Raw genomic sequence first — 21,764 nt, 5'->3', positions numbered from 1 at the left:
CGCGTGGGATGGTTCCGGAACGGGTGGGACGCTGCCCGGAGCCCGTCCCGGTACGTGGTCTGCGTCCGGCGCACCGAGGACGGCAAGGCGGCGGGGGCCGGCTTCGTACTCGGCCCCGACACCGTGCTGACCTGCGCGCACGTCGTCAACGCCGCGCTGGGCAGGGACATGCTGGACGCGCGGGTGCCGGGCGTGGACGAGGTGCCCGTCGAGGTGCCCGACCCGGAGAGACCCGGCAGCAGGCAGTACCCGGCCCGGGTGGCGCACTGGATCCCGCCCCGCGCCCAGGGCGGCGGGCCGGTCGGCGCGGGCAGCGCCGAGTGGTTCGGTGATCTCGCCGTGCTGCGGGTCGACGTCCCGGCCGGGGGCCTCCCGCCCGGTCCCCGCCACGCCGCCATGGCGGTCGGCCACAGGGCGGACGCCTGGCACGGCGGCGGCCGCGCCTCCACCGTGGCCCGGCTCACCGTCGCCGCGCTGCACGGCCCGCTGGCCTACCTGGACGGCGAGCCCACCGGGATGGCCGTCGGCCCCGGCTACAGCGGCAGCCCGCTGTGGAGCCGGGAGGAGGAGGCCGTGGTCGGTCTGGTCGTCGGACACTTCATGCCCGAGGACGGGGCGGGCGTGCCGCTCGCCGCGGGCTTCCAGAGCGTCATCCGGCGCAGCTGGGCCGTCCCCTGGCAGGCCGTCGAGGCCGAGCTGCGCCCCCTCGGCGCACTGGACGGCTTCGGACGCCCGCCGGCCGACCCCGACGACCCCGCCTTCGAACTGCTGGTGGAGGCGATCGAGGTCGCGCTGCCCTCGGGCAGCGGGCGGGGCGACTGCGCCCGCAGGCTGGCCCGGCTGTGCGGGGTCGTACCGGGCAGCGACGTCGTGCCGCCCTCCCCCGAGGAGTTCGCCGCGTTCGTGCTGGCGCATCCGCGCGCCCTCGCGGCGCTGAGCGGGATCCTGCGCCGGGACGATCCGGGGGTGGCCGACCGGGTGCTGGCCGCCGGCGCCCTGTCGAGCACGCCCCGGCTGCTGACCGCCGAGGAGTACACCAAGCTGCGCGGGCTGCTGCGCACCATCCCCCCGGCCGTGCTGGGGCGCTTCCCCGAGACGGTCCGGGCCGCGCTGCCGCACCTCGCGGCCCGGCCGGCCGGCGACACCCTGGACGCGCTGCTCGACCACCTGGAGGGCCTGCCGGGCGACGGCCGCGCGAGCGGCGACGAGCGCCGGGTGCCGGCGCTGCTGCGGGTGCTGGAGTACGTCGGCGCCCTGTGCCCCGACACCCAGCGGGCGCGGCTTCGGATCTGGGCGGACGGGGTGGCCAGGCGCCTCGGCATCGACCGGTCGGCGCTCGGCGAACGCCGTTACGACGCCCAGGAGTGGGCGCGGGCCGCGCGCGGCCGGGCCGACCGGGTCCGTGTCCTGGTGCAGGTGGCCAAGACCGGGCGGAACCGGCACCGGCTGCGGATCTGGTGCGACGAGGGGACCGGGCCCCGGCAGGTGTCCACGGAGAGCGTGCGGACGTACTCGGCGTCGGAGGCGGCGCGCGAGGTGCTGCGCGTCCTGGACTCGCTCACTCCGCCGGCCGAGGACGAGCGCCCGCCGCTCGTGGAGGTGCTGGTGGACCGCGGCGGCCTCAACCTGCCGGTGGACGAGTGGGCGGTCCGGGACCCGGCCGAGCTGCTGCCCGGCATGCTCGGCGTGGAGTTCCCGCTGGTCGTGCACTGTCCCGAACTGCTGCGCCGCAACGGCCGGTTCGTCTCCCGGTGGCGCACCCGGTGGAACCGCCTGGACTCGGGCAACGCCGTGGTGGTCTCCGAACCCCTGGACCGGGACACCCTCTACTCCCGGCTCGTCAACCAACTCGACACCGTACGCGTCTCCGTGGACGTACCTCCCGGTCCGCCCCGGGACCGCATCGTGCAGACGTGCCTGGCGCTGGGCATACCTGTGGTGATGTGGGACCGGCGCGAGGAGGGTCCCTCGCACAGCGTCCGGCACATGGCGCGGGTCGCCACCCGGGAGCTGCCCGACGGTGTCCACAGCTACCGGGCCAACGCACTGGCCAATCCACCCGAGTTCCCCGGCCGGCCGGTCCTCGCCTGGGCCGACGCCGACCGTACCGTCCCCCGCCTGCATCTGTCCGAACCCCAGGAGGGCTCATGACATCCGCCGCGGACTGGCGCCTGTTCCGGGGCGACGGCGTGCCCCGGGCCGTCAGCCTCCCCTCCGCCCCGCCCTGGCGGCGCTTCACCCCGGCCCGCGCGACCCGCCCGGGGCTGCCGTACGTGATCGACCCCCGGCACGCCGACATCGTCAACGCGGCTCTGCATCTGCGCCGTCCGCTGCTGGTGACCGGGCCCGCCGGCACCGGCAAGTCGTCCCTCGCCCGGGCCGTCGCCCACGAGCTGTCCCTGGGCGACCTGCTGCGCTGGTCGGTCACCAGCCGCTCCACCGTGCCGGACGCGCTGTACGTGTACGACGCCATCGGCCGGCTGCGGGAGACCACGCTCAGCCGGGACCGGGGCGAGGGGGAGCCGTCCATCGGCCAGTTCATCCGGCTCGGCCCGCTCGGTACGGCCCTGGTCGCCTCGGCCGCCCCGCGCTGTCTGCTGGTCGACGAGATGGACAAGGGCGATGTGGACCTGCCCAACGATCTGCTGACCGTGTTCGAGGAGGGCTACTTCGAGATCAAGGAGCTGGTGCGGCTGCCGGAGGGCACGTCCGACGTGGAGGTGCAGACCTCCGACCACCGCAGCGCCGTCCGGGTGCACCAAGGGCTCGTGCAGTGCGCCGAGTTCCCCGTCGTGATCATCACCAGCAACGGGGAGCGGGACTTCCCGCCCGCGTTCCTGCGCCGCTGCCTGCGGCTCGAACTGCCGGTGCCGGACGAGGAGCGGCTGCGCACCATCGTCGCCGCGCATCTGGGCGAGGAGGCGCTGGGCGAGGCGGACGACCTGATCGAGGCCTTCCTGCGCCGCCGCGCCCTGGGCGAGCTGGCCACCGACCAGCTGCTCAACGCCGTGTTCCTGCGCACCGGGGGCGTCGACCTGAACGCGGACGGGCTGCTGGACGCCGTGCTGCACCAGCTCACCGGGGCGATGTGACCGTGGCGGTCGGGGGCGAGCGGCTGGCCGAGGCACTGCGGGTGCTGTCGGCCTGCGGGCACGAACTGGACGCGGACCAGGTCCTGGACGTGCTGTGGCTCGCCCGCCGGCTGCCCGCCGACGCCGACGCGCCGCTGCGGCGCGAGCCGTCGCCCCCGCCCGCCGGGCCCGCACCGGACCCCGGGCCCGCGCCCGGCCGGACCGCGCCGCGGCGCCCGGCGCCCGAACCGGACGACCCGGACCTGCCCGACCTGACCGCGCCCTCGCTGTACGCGGCGGCCCGGCAGACTCCGGTACCGGAGGTACGGCTCGCCGCGGCCGCTGCCGAGCCGCGCCGGGCGATGCCGGTACGGGTGCCCGAGGACAAAGCGCTGGCCGACGAGCTGGAACTGGGCCGGGCGCTGCGGCCGTTGCGGCGCCGCCTTGACAGCCGCTACCGCACGGAGATCGACGAGGAGCGCACCGCGGCCCAGCTCGCCGAGACCCGGCTGCCCGACGTGGTGGAGCGGCCGGTGCGGGAGCGCTGGCTGAACCTGGCGCTGCTCGTGGACGACGGGCTCTCGATGCTGCTGTGGCACCGGCTCGGCGCCGAACTGCGCACGCTGCTCGAACGGCTCGGCGCCTTCGCCACGACCCGGGTCCTCGGCCTGGACACGCGCAGCGCCCGCGAGCCCTGTCTGCGCGCCCGGCCGTTCCGGCAGCAGAGCGGCTCGCTCCCGCTGAGCACGGTCAACGACCCCTCGGGCCGCACCCTCGTGCTCGTGGTCAGTGACGGCATGGGCGCCGCCTGGCGGTCCGGTGCCCTGCACCGGCTGCTGGCCCAGTGGGCCTGCCGCGGCCCGGTCGCGGTGCTGCAGACGCTGCCGCCGGACATGTGGGAGGCCTCGGGCATCGCGGCGGAGCGCTGGCAAGCGACGACCCGGCGGATCGGCGGCGCGAACGCGGCCTGGGAGGTCCGTGATCCGGTGCTGCCGGCGGAGGTGTCCGCCTTCGAGGGGGTGCCGGTGCCCGTCCTGGAGCCGACCCCGGAGTCGCTGCGGCACTGGGCGCGGCTGCTGGCCTCGCCCGGCACCACCGTGGAGCTGCCGCTGCTGACCCGCCCCGACCCGTACGGCAGTGTGGCCGACGCCCGGGACCTGACCAGCGCCCAGCACTTCCGGGACGCGGCGACCCCGGAGGCGTACCGCCTCGCGGCGCATCTGGCGGCGGTCTCCCCGCTGTCGGTGCCGGTGATGCGGCTGGTGCGGTCGGCGGTGCCCTGGCCGGCCACCACCTCGCATCTGGCGGAGGTGTTCCTGGGCGGTCTCGTCCGGCCGCATCCGGCGCCGGTGCCCGGACCGCTGCCCGCCAAGCACCGGGTGTTCGACTTCTCCGAGGAGTCCAAGGCGGTCCTCCTGGACTCGGTCCCGCAGGCCGAACTGCTGCGCACCAGCCGGCGTATCGGCCGCCATCTGGAGGAACTCGCGGGCAACTCGCCCGACTTCCCGGCCTGGCTGGCCCATCCTGACGGCTCCGCGCAGCTGCCCGGCGCGCATCAGCCGTTCACCAGTGTCGAGCGCCGGCTGCTCAGCCGGTTCGGGGTGTCGTTCGACCGGGTGCCCGCTCTGCCCCGGACGGCGCCGGCCCGGAGCGCCGAGCCGGCGGACGACTGGGAGCCGCTGACCGGTGCCGACCCGGTGCGGCTCGGTGCCTTCACCCTGCGCGACCGGCGCCGGGGCCGCCGTACGGTGCTGTACCGGGGGGTGGACGGGCAGGGCGCCGAGGCGGTGCTGCGCGCGCCCCGGCCCGATCTGCCCGCGGCCAACGCCCAGCTGATCGCGGTGGAGGCGGAGGTGCTGGTGCGGCTCCAGGCCCAGTACGCGCCGGCGCTGCTCGCCACCGGTCTCGACGACTCCCCGCCGTGGCTGGCGATGACGCCGGTCCAGGACCGGGACACCCCGGACGGGCAGCCGCCCCGGCTCTCGGAGGTGTTCGCCCGCTCACTGGACCACGGCACCGCGCCCTTCGACCTGGTGCGCGGGCTGCTGCTGTCCTGGCATCTGGCGAACGCGCTCGCGCTGTGCCACGCGGCGGGCCTGGTGCCCGCCGACTTCGGCATGGACAGCGTGTACGTGCTGCGCCGCACCATCGTGCTCGGCGATCTGTCCGACTACGCCGTCGACGGCCGCTATCTGGGTTCGGGACCGGCGCCGACCGTCGCGGACAGCATGCGCGCGCTGGGGGCGATGCTCCAGCTCATCAGCAGCAAGGCGGGCGTGGAGGTGCCGAACCTGCCGGAGGGCATGCACCTGTGGCAAGGGGACGGCTGGGAGAAACTGCGGCACCTCGTGCTGCGCTGCCTGGACGACGACCAGGCCCGCCGTCCCACCGCGAGCGAGGTCGCCGACGCGCTGGCCAAGTACATCGCCATGGCCCGGCTGCGGTACGACACGGAGGGGCGCCGGCCTGCCGTTCCGGTGACCGGGCGATCGCCGGGCCCGGTGCCGCTCACCCCGCCGGCCTCGTCCGGCCCGGCCGATCCGGCGGACCTGCTGCCGGCGCTGCCCCGCTTCCGTCCGGCCCGCGCCGCGTTCCGGGAGCGCCTGGCCGCCCTGCGCGCCCCGCTGTCGCACAGCAGGCGGGTGACACTGGTCGGCGCGTTCCACTACAGCGGGCGGACCTCGGCGACGGTCGCCCTCGGCTCCCTGCTGGCCGCCGTCCGGGGCGAGCCCGTCCTCGCCCTCGACGGGGCCTCGACCGAGGGCGCGCTCGGCTTCTTCCTGCCGTCCGACCGCAACCGGGCCGTCCCGCGGGATCTGGCCGCGCTGCCGCTCGGCCCGTCGTACGAGGAGGTGCGGGCCCTCACCACGCGGCTGCCCTCGGGCCTGGAGGTGATCGCGCACCGGGCGGGGCACTTCGGGCCGAACTCGGCGCACGCGCAGGAGTACCTGCGGGTGCTGGCCCATACGGCGCCGTACTACTCCTGCGTGCTGACCGACTGGGCGCCGGTGCGGCTCGACCGGACCGCGGACGTGGTCCTGGACCAGACGGACCAGCTGGTGGTGTGCTGCGGCACCGCCGAATGGTTCCTCGACGCCGCGGCGCACACGCTCGACCGGGTGCGGGCGAGCGGCCGGCACCGCCTGGCGGACCAGGCGGTGGTGGTGGCCACCCGGACCGACGGCTCGCACCGCCGTGGTCTGCCCGACGATCTGCACCGGACGCTGGGCGTCCTCCCGCCCGATCAGGTGGTGCAGGTGCCGTTCGACACGGCGCTGCAGTCAGCTCGCTGGGAGCTGAAGGATCTGCGTCCGGCCACCGTGCACGCCTATCTTCGGCTGGCCGGGCTGGTCGTACGGCCTCTCTAGCGCGCTCGCCACCAGGGCCGTGTGGGTCCAGGCGGGCGCTGAGGCGGCCGGCTGGGCCGCGTGGGCGAGGCCGCGGCGGTCGGGGTGGGCGCCGGGCCGGATCACCGGCCGGACCTCCACCTCGGCGACCAGGCCCCGGGTCCTGGCCACCCGCCACAGGGAGGCGAGCAGGGTGTCCTCGCCGACGAAGGCCGCCGCGGTGCCGGGGGCGCCGTCCAGCCGGCGGTAGCGCAGGCTGACCGGCTGGACGGGCACGCCCGCGTCGAGGGCGGCCTGGAAGACGGCCCGGCGGAAGCGGCCCTGGGCGCGTCCGCACCAGGTGCTGCCCTCGGGGAAGGCGGTCACGGCCGCGCCCCCGCTCAGCGCGCCGGATATCCGGGCGACCGTGCCGGGCAGGGCGCGCAGCCGGTCCCGGTCGATGAACAGGACCCCGGCGCGGGCGGCCAGCGCGCCCGCCAGCGGCCACTGCCTGACCTCGGTCTTGGCGAGCATCCTGGCCGGGCGGACGGCGGCGAGCAGCGGGATGTCCAGCCATGAGACATGGTTGGCGACCAGCAGCAGCCCTCCGGCCGGTGCGGCGGTGCCGGTGATCCGGACCTGGACCCCGATGGCCCGCACGAGCGTCCGGCTCCAGCGCCTGACCCACTCGGCGGGGATCCGCCCGCCGAGCGGGGACAGTACGATCCCGGCCAGCAGCAGGACCGCGACCGCGGTCAGCCGCAGCACGGCACGGGGGACGGCCGCGGCGGCCCGGTCCGGTTCGACGCACGCGCCCGGGGTGCAGGGCGCGCTGGGCAGCCAGACGCTCATCAGGCCGGGACGAGCGAGAGGAAGTGCCGCAGATAGCGCGGGTTGACCCGGCGCATCGACAGCAGGACGTACAGGTCGGCGACTTTGAAATCGGGGTCGTGCGCGGGCTCGCCGCACACCCAGGCGCCGAGCCGGACATAGCCGCGCAGCAGGGCGGGCAGCTCGGTGCGGTCGGCCGGGGCCTCGGCGTTCGGGGTCCACGGCAGCAGCGGCCTGACCCGGAACTCCTCGGGCGCGAGGTGCTTGGCGCGGACCCGCTCCCAGGTGCCGGTGGCGAGGGCGCCGCCGTCGGCGAGCGGTACGGAGCAGCAGCCCGCCAGCCACTCGTGGCCCCGGTCGGTCATGTACCGGGCTATGCCGGCCCAGATCAGGCCGATGACGGCGCCGTCGCGGTGATCGGGGTGGACGCAGGAGCGGCCGACCTCGACGAGGCCGGGCCGGATCGCGTCGAGCGCGCCGAGGTCGAACTCGCCCTCGGAGTAGAGCCGGCCGGCGACGGCGGCGCGCTCCGGCGGGAGCAGCCGGTAGGTGCCGACGACCTGATCGGTCATCGTGTCCCGGACGAGGAGGTGGTCGCAGTAGGCGTCGAAGGCGTCGACGTCGTGGCCGGGCTCCGGGGTGGCCAGCAGGGCCCCCATCTCGCCGGCGAAGACGTCGTGCCGCAGCCGCTGCGCGGCGCGCACGTCGGCCTCGTCGCGGGCGAGGGTGACGGTGTAGCGGGCGGGTGCCGCGGGCTGCGGGGGACGGTCGAGGGTGGATACGCCGGTCATGGCTCTCTCCTGGTCACGGGCCGGTTCGGCGACGGCGGGCCTGTCGCGTACGGCCCGACGTCTCAGTTCTTCCGACGCCGGTTGACCGGTACGTGACCTGTGCCAGGAGAGGGGATGTAAGGATTTTGAACGGCGGGGTCAGGCGGTCTTCGCCGCGTCCGCGGTCACGCGGCCGGCGAGCAGCCCTACGCCGTCCACGGCGAGGATGAGGCCGGAGGAGCCGGTGGTGCGGACCGGTCCGTGCCGGTCCCGGCCGACGGCGTGTGCGGTCGGAAACCGTCACCGGTGCCGGTCACGCGCAGCGCGCAGCCGGTGACGCCGGTGGCCTGCCGCCGCGGGACCGCCGGCCCGCCTTGCCCCCCGAAGATCATGGGCGCAGCGTACCGAGGCGGGGAAGAGCGCAGCGTACCGAGGCGGGGAAGACCAGACGGGGCCGGGTGAGCACCTACCCGGCCCCGCCCGCCCGCCACTCGGCGAACGTTCACTCGGTCACTCAGCGCTTGCCCGCCTTGCGCGTGGCCCGCAGCCATTCCCGGTTCATGCTCGTGATGGACACCAGCGGGATCCCCTTGGGGCAGGCGGTGGCGCACTCCCCCGCCAGCGTGCAGCCGCCGAAGCCCTCGGCGTCCATCTGCTCCACCATGTCCAGCACCCGCGTCTCCCGCTCGGGCGCCCCCTGCGGCAGCACGTTCAGATGATTGACCTTCGCGGACGTGAAGAGCATCGCCGCCCCGTTGGGGCACGCGGCGACACACGCGCCGCATCCGATGCACTCCGCGTGTTCGAAGGCGAAGTCGGCATCGGCCTTCGGCACCGGCGTGGCGTGCGCCTCCGGCGCGGCCCCGGTCGGGGCGGTGACATAGCCGCCGGCCTGGATGATCCGGTCGAACGCCGACCGGTCCACCACCAGATCCTTGATCACCGGGAAGGCGGAGGCCCGCCACGGCTCGATGTCGATCGTGTCGCCGTCCCGGAAGGACCGCATGTGCAGCTGGCAGGTGGTGGTGCGCTCCGGCCCGTGCGCGTCGCCGTTGATCACCAGCGAGCACGCGCCGCAGATGCCCTCGCGGCAGTCGTGGTCGAAGGCGACGGGGTCCTCGCCGGCGAGGATGAGCTGCTCGTTGAGGACGTCCAGCATCTCCAGGAAGGACATGTCGGCCGAGATGTCGTCCACCTCGTAGGTGGACATCGCTCCGTCGGCGCCGGCGTCGCGCTGCCGCCAGACGCGCAGGGTGAGCTTCATGCGTAGCTCCGCTGGGTGGGGTGGACGTACTCGAAGACCAGGTCTTCCTTGTGCAGGACGGGGGCCCGGCCGGTGCCGGTGAACTCCCAGGCCGCCGCATAGGAGAACGCGTCGTCCCGGCGGGCCGCCTCGCCGTCCGGGGTCTGGGACTCCTCGCGGAAATGGCCGCCGCAGGACTCCTCGCGGTGCAGCGCGTCGAGGCACATCAGCTCGGCGAGCTCCAGGTAGTCGACGATGCGGTTGGCCTTCTCCAGCGACTGGTTGAACTCCTCGCCGGTGCCGGGCACCTTGATGCGGCGCCAGAACTCGTCGCGGATCTGCGGGATGCGCTCCAGGGCCTTGCGCAGTCCCGACTCGGTGCGGGCCATGCCGCAGAACTCCCACATCAGCTCGCCGAGTTCGCGGTGGAAGGAGTCCGGGGTACGGTCGCCGTCCACCGCGAGCAGCAGGTTGACGCGGTCCTCGGTCTCGGCCAGCACCTCCTGCACGACGGGGTGTCCCGCGGTGAGCGGCTCCTGGCGCGGGTTGCGGGCCAGGTAGTCGTTGATGGTGGCCGGCAGCACGAAGTAGCCGTCGGCCAGGCCCTGCATCAGCGCGGAGGCGCCGAGCCGGTTGGCGCCGTGGTCGGAGAAGTTGGCCTCGCCGATCGCGAACAGGCCGGGGACGGTGGTCTGCAGGTCGTAGTCGACCCACAGGCCGCCCATCGTGTAGTGCACGGCCGGGTAGATCCGCATCGGCACCTCGTACGGATCCTCGTCGGTGATCCGCTGGTACATGTCGAAGAGGTTGCCGTACTTGGCCTCGACCGCCTCGCGGCCCATCCGCTGGATCGCGTCCGCGAAGTCGAGGTAGACGCCCTGCCCGCCGGGGCCGACCCCCCTGCCCTCGTCGCAGACGTTCTTCGCGGCCCGGGAGGCGATGTCCCGCGGGACCAGATTGCCGAAGGAGGGGTAGATGCGCTCCAGGTAGTAGTCGCGCTCGTCCTCGGGGATCCGGTGCGGCGCACGGGTGTCGCCCTTGGCCATGGGCACCCAGATGCGGCCGTCGTTGCGCAGCGACTCGCTCATCAGCGTCAGCTTGGACTGGTGGTCGCCGGTGCGCGGGATGCAGGTCGGGTGGATCTGGGTGAAGCAGGGGTTGGCGAAGTGGGCGCCGCGCCGGTGCGCCCGCCAGACGGCGGTCGCGTTGGAGTTCATGGCGTTGGTCGACAGGTAGAAGACGTTGCCGTAGCCGCCGGAGGCGAGGACGACCGCGTCGGCGAAGTACGTGTCGATCTTCCCGGTGACCAGGTCCCGCGCGACGATGCCGCGGGCCCGGCCGTCGACGACGATCAGGTCGAGCATCTCGGTGCGCGGGTGCATCTCCACGTTCCCGGCGGCGATCTGCCGGGACAGCGCCTGGTAGGCGCCGAGGAGGAGCTGCTGGCCCGTCTGGCCGCGGGCGTAGAAGGTGCGGGACACCTGGACGCCGCCGAAGGAGCGGGTGTCGAGCAGGCCGCCGTACTCGCGGGCGAAGGGCACGCCCTGGGCCACGCACTGGTCGATGATCTCGACGGAGATCTGCGCGAGCCGGTGCACGTTCGACTCGCGGGCCCTGAAGTCGCCGCCCTTGACGGTGTCGTAGAACAGCCGGTGGACGGAGTCGCCGTCGTTGCGGTAGTTCTTCGCCGCGTTGATGCCGCCCTGCGCGGCGATGGAGTGGGCACGGCGCGGGGAGTCCTGGTAGCAGAACTGGACGACGTGGTAGCCCTGTTCGGCGAGGGTGGCGCCCGCGGAACCGCCGGCCAGGCCGGTGCCGACGACGATGATCGTGTGCTTGCGCCGGTTGGCGGGGTTGACGAGCCTGGCCTCGAAGCGGCGGGTGTCCCAGCGCTCGTGGACCGGGCCGGACGGGGCCTTGCCGTCGATGGCCGGTTCGCCGGTCGTGAAGTTCGCGTAGTCGGTCATGTTCAGCTCACCACTCCGGTCATGACGCCCACGGGTACGGCGATGAAGCCGGCCGTGAGCAGCAGCGCGAGGACGTTCGCGACGGTCTTCAGGGCGCGGTCGCGGGTACGGCTGCCGACGCCGAGGGTCTGGGCGGCGCTCCAGAACCCGTGCCGGATGTGCAGGCCGAGCGCGAGCATCGCGACGATGTAGATGACGTTGCCGTACCAGGTGGAGAAGGTGTCCACCACGTTCTGGTACGGGTGGCCCTCCTGGAAGCCGCCGCTGTGCGCGGTGCCGGTGGTCAGGTCCAGGACGTGCCAGACGATGAACAGGCCGAGGATGATCCCGCCCCAGCGCATGGTCCGGGTGGCGTAGCTCGCCCGCGGCTTCCTGTGCACGTACGTGGCGGGGCGGGCCCTGATGTCGCGGCGGCTGAGCTGGTAGGCGCACGTGGCGTGGGCGACCACGGCGACGACGAGCACGATCCGGACCAGCCAGAGCGTCCACTCGTAGTGCATGAAGGGCTCGCCGACGGTACGCAGCCAGTGCCCGTAGTGGTTGAACTCGCCCGCGCCGAAGAAGATCTTCAGATTGCCGATGACATGGGCGACCAGGTACAGCAGCATGATCACGCCGCTGACGGCCATCACCGTCTTCTTGCCGACGGAGGAGTCCCACATCGTGCGCGCCATGGACGACCGTCGGTCCGTCCGCGTTGCCAGAGCCATGGCCATGACGCTAGGGCCGAACGGGGCAATCGGTCCAAGACATGGTACGGCTGGATTCAATAGCCGGAAGCTATCGTGACACCATGCAGTTCCAGCAGCTTCAGTATTTCGTCGCCGTCGCCGAGACCCGGCACTTCACCCGGGCCGCCGAGCTGGTCCATGTCGCCCAGCCGTCGCTGTCCCAGCAGATCAAGGCGCTGGAGCGGGAGCTGGGCGCGGATCTCTTCCTGCGCGCCCGGGGCAACATCACGCTCACCGACGCCGGTGAGGCCCTGCTGCCGCTGGCCCGGCGCATCCTGGCCGACACGGACACCGCCCGGCACGAGGTGCAGGAGCTGGTGCAGCTGCGGCGGGGGCGGGTGCGGCTGGGGGCGACGCCGAGTCTGTGCACGGGCCTGCTGCCGGACGTGCTGCGGGCCTTCCACGACCGCTATCCGGGGATCCGCCTCCTGATCGAGGAGAGCGGCTCGCACGACCTGGTCCGGGAGCTGGCCCGGGGCGCGCTCGACCTCGCGCTGGTCGTGCTGCCGCTGCCGACGCCGGCGCCCGCGCTGACGACCGTGGAGCTGCTGCGGGAGGACCTGGTGGTGGTGTCGTCGCCGGAGGCGCCGGAGCCCGGGCACGGCGGGCGGACGGTCGAGATCGCCGACCTGGAGGGGGAACGGCTCGTGATGTTCCGGCACGGCTACGACCTGCGGGAGCTGACCGTCGCCGCGTGCCGCTCCGCCGGGTTCGAGCCGGACTTCGCCGTGGAGGGCGGCGAGATGGACGCGGTGCTGGGGTTCGTGCGGGCGGGGCTCGGGGTCGCCGTGGTGCCGCGGATGGTGGCCGCCCGGGCCGGCCGCGGACTGCGGGTCACCGCGCTGGCCCGGCCGGGATTGCACCGGACCATCGCACTCGCACATCGCAGCGACGTCGCCCCGCCCCGCGCCGCGCGGGAACTCCAGCGGATGCTGCTGGAGCGGTGAGGGCGGCACGCTCCGCGGGGAGCCGCGCCGCACCCCTCCCGCCGGGCGTCACCCCGTCGCGTCCACCAGCGCCAGGTCGTGGAGCCGCTCCGGCGGGCCGGGGCGGGCGTAGTACCAGCCCTGGGCCGTGTCGCAGCCCAGTATCCGCAGCTGCTCCGCCTGGGCCCCCGTCTCCACGCCCTCCACCGTGACCCCCAGGTCGAGGCTGTGGGCCAGCGAGACGATGCCCTCCACGATCTTCAGATCCACGGGGTCGGCGGGGAACTGCTGCATGCCCTGGGTGAAGGAGCGGTCGAGCTTGAGGATGCTCACCGGCAGGCGGCGCAGATTGGCGAGGTTGGAGTAGCCGGTGCCGAAGTCGTCCAGGGCGATGTCCACGCCCATCTCCGCGAGCCGGCGCAGCGGTTTGAGCAGGTCGTCGTCGGCACCGATGAGCGCGGACTCGGTGACCTCCAGGCACAGGGCCTCCGGGGCGACGCCCGCGCGTTCGAGGATCTCCACGGTGTCCTGGACCAGCCCGGGATGGCTGAGCTGGCAGGGCGAGAGGTTGACGTTGATGCGCAGCGGGCCCGCGGTGGTCCCGTCGCCGTAGCGTTCCCGCCAGGCGCGGGCCTGGCGGATCGACTCCTGAAGGACCCAGCGGCCGAGCGGGACGATCAGGCCGGTGTGCTCGGCGAGCGGGATGAACCGGTCGGGGCCGAGGACGCCGTGCTGCGGATGCAGCCAGCGCACCAGGGCCTCGGCGCCGCGCACGCTGCCGTCACCGAGGTGGACCAGCGGCTGGTACTCGATGAAGAACTCACCGCGTTCCAGGGCGGTCGGCAGGGCCGTGGTCAGGCCGTGCCGGGTGATGGCGCGGGCATCGGCCTCGGGGTCGGCGAGTTCGAAGCGGTTGCCGCCCGCCGACTTGGCCCGGTACATGGTGATGTCGGCGCTGCGCAGCACCTCGGCGGCGGTGCGCTCCCCCGCCGGGCCCTCGACGATGCCGAGGCTGCCGCGGACCAGCAGGTCGCGGCCGTCGATACTGATGGGGGTGACGAGCGCGCTCATGATGCGCTCGGCGAGTTCGTCGACCTCGCGCTCGGTGCCGGGGCCGGTGGTCAGGGCCACGAACTCGTCGCCGCCGAGCCGGGCGACCATCTCGCCGGGCGCGGTCGCGCACGATTGCAGCCGGTCGGCGACCTCCACCAGCAGCCGGTCGCCCGCCGCGTGGCCGAGGCTGTCGTTGATGGTCTTGAAGCCGTCCAGGTCCAGGTAGCACAGGCCGAAGCGCTGGCCCTCGCCCGCGTTCAGGGCCTTCTCCAGCCGCTCGAAGAAAAGGGTGCGGTTGGGCAGCCCCGTGAGGGCGTCATGGGTGGCCTCGTAGCGCAGCCGGAGGTTGAGCAGCCGGCGCTCGGTGGTGTCCTCCATGAGGGCCAGCTGGTACTGCGGGGAGCCGTCGGCGTCCCGCAGCAGGGAGACCGTCAGATTGGTCCACAGCACCGTGCCGTCGGGGCGGTTGAACGCCTTCTCCAGGTGGTAGTGCTCACGCTTGCCGCAGACGAGTTCGTCGTAGAGCCGCCAGGTCTGAGGGGCGTCGTCCGGGTGCACCCAGTCCTGGACGCGCCGGCCGCGCAGGGTGAACTCGGTGAGGCCGAACATGCGCAGCAGCGCGCCGTTGACCTGGAGGATGTTGCCGTCGAGGTCGGCGATGCCGATCCCTATGGCGGCGCCCTCGAAGACCGCGCGGAAGCGGGCCTCGCTCGCGTGCAGCGCCTGCGCCACCACGCCCTGGGCCCGCAACGCGGCCTGGGCGATGGCCTCCTGCTCGGCGAGGGTGCGCTCGCGCAGCGCCTCGGCGTAGCCGGCCGCCATCGCGTGCTGCAACCGGGAGGAGCGCATGCGCAGTTCGTCCTGCGGGCCGTCCTCGCCGCAGTACAGGACCAGATAGGCGTCGACGCAGTCCAGGGTGCGGGTGAGCGCCTCGGGGTCGGTGCAGTGCGCCGCGACCAGGGCGGCGCCGACGGCCTTCGCCGCGTCCGCGTCGAAGCCGCGGGTGCGCAGCAGCTCGCTCAACCGGCGCGCGAGCGGCAGGAGTTGATTTTCGAACTCGGTGCGGGTCAGCGACGTCGAGGTCACCGGGAAGACCGCCCGGCCCCAGATCGTCGTCAGCCTGCGCAGTCTGTCCTCCGGCCCGTCCGGCTCCGCGCTCACGCCGAACGCCCCACGCCGGCGAATCCGGAGAAGGCATAGGGATCCTCGTGCTCCGGCGCCGAGTCCGGGCGCCAGTGCGGCATCTGCACCAGTCCGGGTTCCACCATGTCGTACCCCTCGAAGAACCGCGCGATCTCCTCGCGCGAGCGCATGATCAGCGGGTTGCGAATGTCCTTGTATACGTCCACCGCGCCCTCGGCCCGCTCGGCGGGCACCGGGATTCCCTCGTACGAGGCATGGGTGAGGACCAGCAGGCTGCCGGGGGCGAGCGCCTTGCTCAGCTCGGCCACGGCACCGTAGGGGTCGTCCGCGTCTTCCACGAAGTGCAGTATGGCAACGAGCAGGAGGGCCACTGGCCGATTCAGGTCGATCAGCCGCTCCAGCCGGGGGCTGGCGAGGATCTCCTGGGGCTTGCGGAGATCGGCGGCGATCACATCGGTGTCCGCGGTGCCCGCCAGCACCGCCTCGCTGTGGGCGACGGCCACCGGGTCGTGGTCGACGTAGACCACGCGGGCGCCCGGCGCGGCGGACGCGGCCGTCTCGTGGACGCTGCCGAAGGTGGGGATGCCGGAGCCGATGTCGAGGAACTGGGTGATGCCCTCACCTGCGGCGAAGCGCACGGCCCTGCGCATGAACGCCCGGTTGGCCTGCATGATCTTCGGCAGGCCCGGCATGAACTCCATGGCTTTGCGGGCCGCTTCCCGGTCGACCTCGAAGTTGTACGAACCGCCCAGGTAGTAGTCGTAGATCCGCGAGACGCTCGGCACCTCGATGTCGATGCTCCGTGGGGCCCAGGCGGGACGCTCCATGTATCTCTCCAAGGCGTGGACAGGTGTAGGCGATCCGGTGTTCGAGCTGAGGCTACTGATCGCCCGCCAAACGGGCGACCCGAACCGGAAATTGACCATCCGTTCCCGGTCACTGCCTGCGGCAAGTGCCCGTACGACCCCGCTGGGTGACAACGGTGCCGCGGTACGCCTCCCACCACACACAACGATCCGCCCCCTCCGTGCGGTGCGGAGGGGGCGGATCTTCGGCCGCGCGCCGGGGCGGGCGGGGCGATCGACCCTGGGGAGGTGATCTATTCGCCCGACGCGCCGACCGGCTTGCCGTCGGGCGTGACGGCGTACCATGTGCCGCCCACGCCCTGACCGTTGGTGTCGCCCGGGGCCTTGTCCCCGGAGAAGGTGTAGATCGGCCAGCAGTTGACGGTCATCTGCTTGACCCCGTCGGGGCGGGTGAAGGGCATCAGGCCCTTCTTCTTCACGCCCTTGGTGTCGTCGGCGCCGACCGGGCCGACCGCCGGCCACTTCTCCAGGCAGGCACCGGCGCAGTTGGAGACGGACTTGGGCCAGGCCTGGTCCTTCATGAACCGGTAGACCGTCATGCCGTTGCGGTCCACGACGATGTCGCCGAGCTTGGGGTCCTTGTGGACGGACAGGCCGGGCAGATCGGACAGCTTGGCCTTCTTGCCGGTGGGTGCGAGTGCGAACCACTTGCCGCCCACACCCTGGCCGTTGACGTCCCCGGCGTTGACGTCCTTGACGTAGCGGTAGGCGGGCCAGCCGCCGATGGTGAGCTGCTTGCTGCCGTCGGCACGGGTGACCTCGCCGAGCAGCGCCTTGTCGATGCCCGCGCCGGCGGTGGCGTCGTCCGCGGGGACCGGCGGCCAGGTGGTGGCGCAGTCGCCGGCGCAGTTCGACTTGGGCGGGTTGGCGGTGTCCTTGTCGAAGCGGTAGAGGGTGAGCCCGGAGCCGTCGGTCAGCACATTGCCCAGATCGGGGTTGGCGGCCACGGAGAGCTTGCCCGCCGGGGCGGCCGGGGTGGCGGAGGCGGAGCCCTTGCTGCCGTCCGCGCCGTATCCGTTGCCCGCGCCGGTCGTGGTCGCGGTGCCCGGGTTGCCGTAATCGCCGGCCGCCGCCGTGGCCCCGACGTTCTGGGCGGCCGAAGCGGGAGTGGTGGTGTTGTCCTGACCGCACGCCGTCGTCAGCGCCAGCACCGATGCGGCTGTGGCCACCAGTGAGGCGGTCCGCCAGGAGGTATTCATCGTCAACTCCCCATTATCGCCTGGATATTGCAGCGCCTGCTGCGTCGCCGCACGGTCATGGGTACGCACCGCGGGGGGTGCGGTGTTCAACGGCGGCCGGAAATTCTTTCCGCAATCCGTGACCCGTGCGGTCGCGCGGACGCGCCCAGCGGGACGCATGGTGCTGATTTGGGCTCTTCCGCCCGTCAAACCAGCCATGCCTCTATCTCCCTCTTTCGGAGCAATATCGGCGCACTACGGCGTGCGGCGGCGCGGGACACCTCATGATCTGCGTCGTGCATGGACCCGAAGTGACTCGATGCGCGCCCTCCGCACGGGTGTTGGCCCTGGTGACGCTGACCTGGGCGCTGGTGGGCGGTCCGGCCGGCACCGCGTCGGCCGACGCCTGCGCGTACGCCTCCGCGGGCCCGGGCGGCGCGGTGGCGGTGGCCCGGGCCGGCGGCCACCACTGGCCGCCCCCGCCCTGCAAGCCGCCCCCGCCGCCGTGTCCGCCCACGCCCACGCCGACACCGCCGCCGAAACCGACGCCGCCACCGAAACCGACACCCCCGCCCAAGCCCACCCCGCCACCGAAGCCCACTCCCCCGCCGAAGCCGACGCCACCGCCGAGGCCGAGGCCCACCCCGCGTCCGACGCCGGCGACCACGCCCCGGCAGACGCCGCCCGCCCGGCCCGCTCCCGCGCCTCCGGCTCCCCCACCGGCCCCGGCGCCGAAACCCACGCCCAAGCCGACGCCCAAGCCCGCCCCGCGGCCCTCCGCGAGCCCGGTGAGCTACCCGGCGTACCACCCCCACGCCATCCATCACCCCACGCGCGGGCGCACCTCGCCCGTCACCTACGTCCTGCTCATCACCGTCCCCGCGATCGTCGCCGTCGCGGCGCTGCGGCCGCGCTGACGCGCCGGCCCCTTCCCCTCTGGAGGAACCAGTTGTCGGATTGGCTTGTTCTCGTCCTCGCGATGCTGGGCGCCTGTGCCGTCGTGGTCATCATCACGCTGGTGAGGCACCGGACGGCGTCCGAGGACGAGGATCCCAGCGAGACCCCGGACGTCATCGAGTACATGACGATGTGGATCGGCGTCATCTACGCCATCGTCCTGGGCCTGGCCATCGCGGGTGTCTGGGAGGCCCGCAACGCCGCCCAGGACTACGTGCAGTCCGAGGCGCAGGCACTGCACGAGATCTCGGAACGCGTCCGGGTCTACCCGCCGGACGTCCGTGACCGGGTCCGCGAGGACGTGAACGCGTACGTCGGCTACGTCGTGCACACCGAGTGGCGGTCGATGGCGGACAAGGAGGAGGTCACGGCCCGCGGCACCGAGCTGCTGCAGAAGGTCCGCGAGGACGTCACCGACTACCGGCCGAAGAACGACTTCGAGGCGCAGGCCTACCAGCCGCTGCTGGACCAGCTGGCCGCCGCCGACCAGGCACGCAACTCGCGCGCCGACTCCACCGGCGCCACCATGCCGTCGGTCGTGTGGTGGGGGCTGATCACCGGCGGTCTCGTCACCATCGGCATGGTCTTCGCCCTGCAGATCAGGCGCACCGGGCGGGAGCTGGTCCTGGCCGGCCTCTTCTCCGCGACCATCGCCTTCATGCTGTTCCTCATCTGGGACTTCGACGCGCCGTACAGCCGGGGCATCGCGGTGACCGCAGAACCGTTCCTGAGCCTGTTCCCCGGCGTCACCGGATAGCCCGGCGGCCGGAGCTGCGTCCTCCGCTCGACAGGCCTTCGCCCCCGCTCCCGTGCGGGACCGGGGCGAGGGCCTGTCGACGTGCGTCCGCTCCGCAGGCGGTACGGACCCGGTGGCCGGCCGGGGTTCAGACGCCCTTGTCGTGCCGGCGGCGCACCCAGAATCCGCCGCCGCCGACCAGGGCCGAGGCCACCAGGCCGCCGCCGATGGCCATGTCGGTCGGGGTCGCACCGCTGGTCCTGCTTCCGCCGACACCGCCGTTGACGCCGCCGAGCACGAAGAAGGCACCCCGGCGGGTCGTGGTGCGCCCGTCACAGCGGACCGTGACGTCGTAGCGGCCGCGGCCGGCGGCGTGGTCGATGGTGGCGACGCCCCGTGCGGTGTCGTCGCGGAACGGTTCGAGCCGGACGGTGCCGAAGGCGTCGGAACTCGCCGTGCCGGACCGGCAGCCGTTCACGATGATGGTGAGGCGGCCCCCGGCGGCGAGGACGTCGGGCGTGACGAAGATGTTGTGGCCGTTGTCGAAGCCGTCTCCGCCGAATCCGTCACCGCGGCCGAATTCGTCTCCCCGGCCGAAGCCGTCGCCGCCGCGGCCCCCTTCACCGCCACGGCCTCCTTCACCGCCACGGCCGTTGTTCCCGAAGCCGTTGCCCCCGTGGCCGTTGTTGTTGTTCCCGAAGCCGTTGCCCCCGTGGCCGTTGTTGTTGTTCCCGAAGCCGTTGCCTCCGCGGCCGTTGTTGTTGAAGTTCCCGTTCCCGTTGAAGTTCCCGTTGCCGTTGAAGTTGCCGTTCCCGAAGTTGCCGTTGAAGTTGCCGCCCCCGCTGAAGGTGCCGATGTTGCCGGTACCGGGGACGACGACGGTGGCATTGCCGTTGCCGGTGCCGGTGCCGCCGGTTCCGCCTCCGGTGCCCATGCCGTCCGCGACGGCCACGGGGGCGGCGAGCCCGAGCACGGCGACCGTGGTGCAGGCCACCGCCAAAGCACGTTGGTTGCGCATGTGATCCTCCGCGGGAGGCACCCGGGTCCCGTCCCGGATGGATCAGCGAGAGAACACCTCCCGGATAGACCGTCGGACGCGCGGAACACGCCCGCATGTCGAGAATGGTCCGTCCTGGTGATCCGACACGCCGGCAGAAAACCACACAATCGGATATTGCCGCAGGTCACAGACCATTTGAAAAATTCTGGGAACGGCAACTCGGATGGCGCACCGATCATGGGCCGGGCCACCCGTTCGCCGAACGCCCCGTCGCCCGTGGCGCGCGCGGGATTTAGCGTTTTCCCATGCGTGACGGACGTGGGTACGACCGGGTCGAGAGGGGAAGGCGAATGTCTGCGTCCAAGCTGTTCCAGCTTGCCGAGGAGGAGGAACGGCGGAGGAAGCGCGCCCCGTGGGGCGTCATAGCGCTTGTCCTGCTGACCGGTCTCGCCCTCATCCGCAACGGTTCGGGCGAGTTCGACACCGGCCCGCCGCAGCCCGCGTCGGCGGCGGCCCCGGACAGCCGTGCCACCCTGGGCTCCTTCGCCCCCGCGCCTGTTTCCCTGCCCTTCTCCCCCGTCAGCCGGGTCCGGATCCCCGCGATCCAGGTGGACGCGCCCGTCGTGCAGGTCGGTCTGGACGAGGACGGCTGGGTCGCCGCGCCGCCACCGGACAACCCCGGCCTGGCCGGCTGGTTCACCGGCGCCGTCTCCCCCGGGGAGAAGGGCACCGCGGTCGTCGTCGGCCATGTCGACAACAAGCAGGGCCCCGCGGTGTTCTACGGCCTCGGGGCGCTGAAGAAGGGGAACCAGGTCGAGGTCCTGCGCCAGGACGGGAAGACCGCGGTGTTCGAGATCTACGGGGTCGAGGTGTTCGAGAAGAACAGTTTCCCGGGCGACCGGGTGTACGGCTCGAAGGGGACACCGGAACTGCGGGTCATCACCTGCGGCGGCGGTTTCTCCCGGCAGAACGGCTACGACGGGAACGTTGTCGTCTTCGCCCGCCTGACCGCGGTCGGCTGATCCGCCGCGGCCCGGCGGGCGAAGGGGCCCCGGACGGCCGGGAAGGGGAAGGTCACACGCGCCGGGCCGGCACGGTGAAGTGGTAGCCGGAGTCCAGCAGATACGGCAGCCATTCGCGGATCGCGCGGACGGTCTGCGTACGGTCGCCCCCGGCGTCGTGGGAGAGCACCACGACGCCGGGGGCGGCCCCGTTCTCCACCTGGTCGATGATGGTGGCGGTGCCGGGCTCCATCCAGTCGGTGGTGTCCACGGTCCAGGCCATCGGTTCCATGCCCATCTCCGCGCCCAGCTGGAAGGCGGCCCGGTTCCAGGCGCCGTACGGTGCGCGGAACCACTGCGGGCGCTCGCCGTAGGCGTCCTCGATGACGTCGCTGGTGCGTTCCATCTCGGAGCGGATCTGCTTGCGGCCGAGGGTCGTCAGCAGCGGGTGCGTCCAGGTGTGGTTGCCGACGACGTGGCCCGCCTCGGCCATCCGGGCCAGCAGTTCCTTGTTGCCGGCGACGCACTCCCCGCACACGAAGAACATCGCCCGGACGCCGTGCTCGGCCAGGGTGTCCAGGATGTGCGGGGTGTACTCGGGGTTGGGCCCGTCGTCGAAGGTCAGCATCATGCGCCGGCCGCGTCCGGAGATCCGCAGGATGGGTTCCTTGCGCACCTCGAGCTTGCGGGGCGCGGCGCGCGGTGGCCCGTATCCGGTGACCGGCTGGAGCCGGAAGGCGGAGGGCGCCAGCGCCTGGCGGGCCTGCGGGCCCGCGGCGGGTGCCGCGGCGGTGCGGACGGGCTCCCCGGTGTCGCTCGCCAGGACGACTCCGGCGGTGCCCGCGGCTCCCAGCGCGGCGCCGCCGGCGAGGAGCATCCGGCGCCGTGTGAACAACTGATCCTTCTGCATGACTCATCAGTCGCCCCGCCGGACTCCGGCGCACCGCAACGACACCGGCGGGGCC

Annotated in this window: 17 protein-coding genes; 7 read left to right on the top strand and 10 right to left on the bottom strand. The window is 73.0% G+C overall.

Translation table 11 applies throughout. The annotated features are described in order from the left end of the window. Positions 1 to 3 precede the first annotated feature (3 nt). The 3 genes from ACF073_RS08690 to ACF073_RS08680 are packed head-to-tail and all read left to right on the top strand — an operon-like array spanning position 4 to position 6,439. A complete protein-coding gene (locus ACF073_RS08690; RefSeq protein ID WP_392067797.1) occupies positions 4 to 2,151 on the top strand; it encodes a trypsin-like peptidase domain-containing protein in 2,148 nt (715 codons plus the stop codon). Continuing rightward, positions 2,148 to 3,092, top strand: coding sequence for an AAA family ATPase (locus ACF073_RS08685; RefSeq protein ID WP_392067796.1), 945 nt, complete (start codon positions 2,148 to 2,150; stop codon positions 3,090 to 3,092). The genes ACF073_RS08690 and ACF073_RS08685 overlap by 4 nt, the downstream gene beginning before the upstream one ends. Next, a complete protein-coding gene (locus tag ACF073_RS08680; RefSeq protein WP_392067794.1) occupies positions 3,089 to 6,439 on the top strand; it encodes an SAV_2336 N-terminal domain-related protein in 3,351 nt (1,116 codons plus the stop codon). The genes ACF073_RS08685 and ACF073_RS08680 overlap by 4 nt, the downstream gene beginning before the upstream one ends. Here the strand turns inward: ACF073_RS08680 and ACF073_RS08675 are convergent. The 5 genes from ACF073_RS08675 to ACF073_RS08655 all read right to left on the bottom strand — a co-directional run bounded on the left by ACF073_RS08675 (position 6,353) and on the right by ACF073_RS08655 (position 11,882). Further along, positions 6,353 to 7,249, bottom strand: a complete 897-nt coding sequence (locus ACF073_RS08675; RefSeq protein ID WP_392067793.1) for a lysophospholipid acyltransferase family protein — start codon at positions 7,247 to 7,249, stop codon at positions 6,353 to 6,355. The two genes, ACF073_RS08680 and ACF073_RS08675, sit on opposite strands and share 87 nt — an antisense overlap. Beyond that, positions 7,249 to 8,019 (bottom strand): GNAT family N-acetyltransferase, encoded by a 771-nt coding sequence (locus tag ACF073_RS08670; protein WP_392067791.1) that lies wholly within the window; start codon positions 8,017 to 8,019, stop codon positions 7,249 to 7,251. Before ACF073_RS08670 ends, ACF073_RS08675 begins: the two co-directional genes overlap by 1 nt. A 493-nt stretch (positions 8,020 to 8,512) precedes the next feature. After that, on the bottom strand, positions 8,513 to 9,262 hold the full coding sequence (locus ACF073_RS08665; RefSeq protein ID WP_392067790.1) for a succinate dehydrogenase/fumarate reductase iron-sulfur subunit: 750 nt from the start codon (positions 9,260 to 9,262) through the stop codon (positions 8,513 to 8,515). Continuing rightward, positions 9,259 to 11,208, bottom strand: a complete 1,950-nt coding sequence (locus tag ACF073_RS08660) for a fumarate reductase/succinate dehydrogenase flavoprotein subunit (protein ID WP_392067789.1) — start codon at positions 11,206 to 11,208, stop codon at positions 9,259 to 9,261. The genes ACF073_RS08665 and ACF073_RS08660 overlap by 4 nt, the downstream gene beginning before the upstream one ends. Positions 11,209 to 11,210: 2 nt before the next feature. Then, complete coding sequence (locus ACF073_RS08655) at positions 11,211 to 11,882, bottom strand: succinate dehydrogenase (protein WP_392068886.1); 672 nt, start codon at positions 11,880 to 11,882, stop codon at positions 11,211 to 11,213. A gap of 119 nt (positions 11,883 to 12,001) precedes the next feature. Here ACF073_RS08655 and ACF073_RS08650 point away from each other — a divergent pair, with 119 nt between their 5' ends. Beyond that, the gene (locus ACF073_RS08650; protein ID WP_392067788.1) at positions 12,002 to 12,886 is read left to right on the top strand and encodes a LysR family transcriptional regulator; all 885 of its coding nucleotides are present in this window, start codon (positions 12,002 to 12,004) and stop codon (positions 12,884 to 12,886) included. Positions 12,887 to 12,934: 48 nt separating this feature from the next. On the opposite strand, the gene ACF073_RS08645 is transcribed toward ACF073_RS08650, so the two are convergent. From ACF073_RS08645 to ACF073_RS08635, 3 genes are all read right to left on the bottom strand, one after another. Continuing rightward, positions 12,935 to 15,079 (bottom strand): putative bifunctional diguanylate cyclase/phosphodiesterase, encoded by a 2,145-nt coding sequence (locus tag ACF073_RS08645; RefSeq protein WP_392067786.1) that lies wholly within the window; start codon positions 15,077 to 15,079, stop codon positions 12,935 to 12,937. Then, positions 15,076 to 15,888, bottom strand: a complete 813-nt coding sequence (locus ACF073_RS08640) for an SAM-dependent methyltransferase (RefSeq protein WP_392067785.1) — start codon at positions 15,886 to 15,888, stop codon at positions 15,076 to 15,078. The genes ACF073_RS08645 and ACF073_RS08640 overlap by 4 nt, the downstream gene beginning before the upstream one ends. 272 nt (positions 15,889 to 16,160) lie before the next feature. Next, on the bottom strand, positions 16,161 to 17,126 hold the full coding sequence (locus ACF073_RS08635; RefSeq protein ID WP_392068885.1) for an SCO0930 family lipoprotein: 966 nt from the start codon (positions 17,124 to 17,126) through the stop codon (positions 16,161 to 16,163). A gap of 767 nt (positions 17,127 to 17,893) precedes the next feature. Here ACF073_RS08635 and ACF073_RS08630 point away from each other — a divergent pair. Beyond that, on the top strand, positions 17,894 to 18,022 hold the full coding sequence (locus ACF073_RS08630) for a hypothetical protein (protein ID WP_392067784.1): 129 nt from the start codon (positions 17,894 to 17,896) through the stop codon (positions 18,020 to 18,022). 32 nt (positions 18,023 to 18,054) lie between these two features. Beyond that, complete coding sequence (locus tag ACF073_RS08625) at positions 18,055 to 18,819, top strand: hypothetical protein (protein WP_392067782.1); 765 nt, start codon at positions 18,055 to 18,057, stop codon at positions 18,817 to 18,819. A gap of 127 nt (positions 18,820 to 18,946) precedes the next feature. Here the strand turns inward: ACF073_RS08625 and ACF073_RS08620 are convergent, their stop codons facing one another. Further along, positions 18,947 to 19,816 (bottom strand): hypothetical protein, encoded by an 870-nt coding sequence (locus ACF073_RS08620; protein ID WP_392067781.1) that lies wholly within the window; start codon positions 19,814 to 19,816, stop codon positions 18,947 to 18,949. Between the two features lie 332 nt (positions 19,817 to 20,148). Between ACF073_RS08620 and ACF073_RS08615 the strand changes: the two genes are divergently transcribed. Beyond that, positions 20,149 to 20,820 (top strand): class F sortase, encoded by a 672-nt coding sequence (locus ACF073_RS08615; RefSeq protein WP_392067780.1) that lies wholly within the window; start codon positions 20,149 to 20,151, stop codon positions 20,818 to 20,820. Between the two features lie 52 nt (positions 20,821 to 20,872). On the opposite strand, the gene ACF073_RS08610 is transcribed toward ACF073_RS08615, so the two are convergent. Continuing rightward, positions 20,873 to 21,709: a polysaccharide deacetylase family protein gene (locus tag ACF073_RS08610; protein WP_392067779.1), complete on the bottom strand. Its 837-nt coding sequence runs from the start codon at positions 21,707 to 21,709 to the stop codon at positions 20,873 to 20,875. Positions 21,710 to 21,764: the final 55 nt, after the last annotated feature.

This window comes from Streptomyces sp. NPDC015171, from assembly GCF_043079545.1.
In the GTDB taxonomy this organism is placed as follows: Bacteria; Actinomycetota; Actinomycetes; order Streptomycetales; family Streptomycetaceae; genus Streptomyces.
Note: the sequence above shows the minus strand (reverse complement) of the source record. Positions and strands in the feature narration are given on the sequence as shown.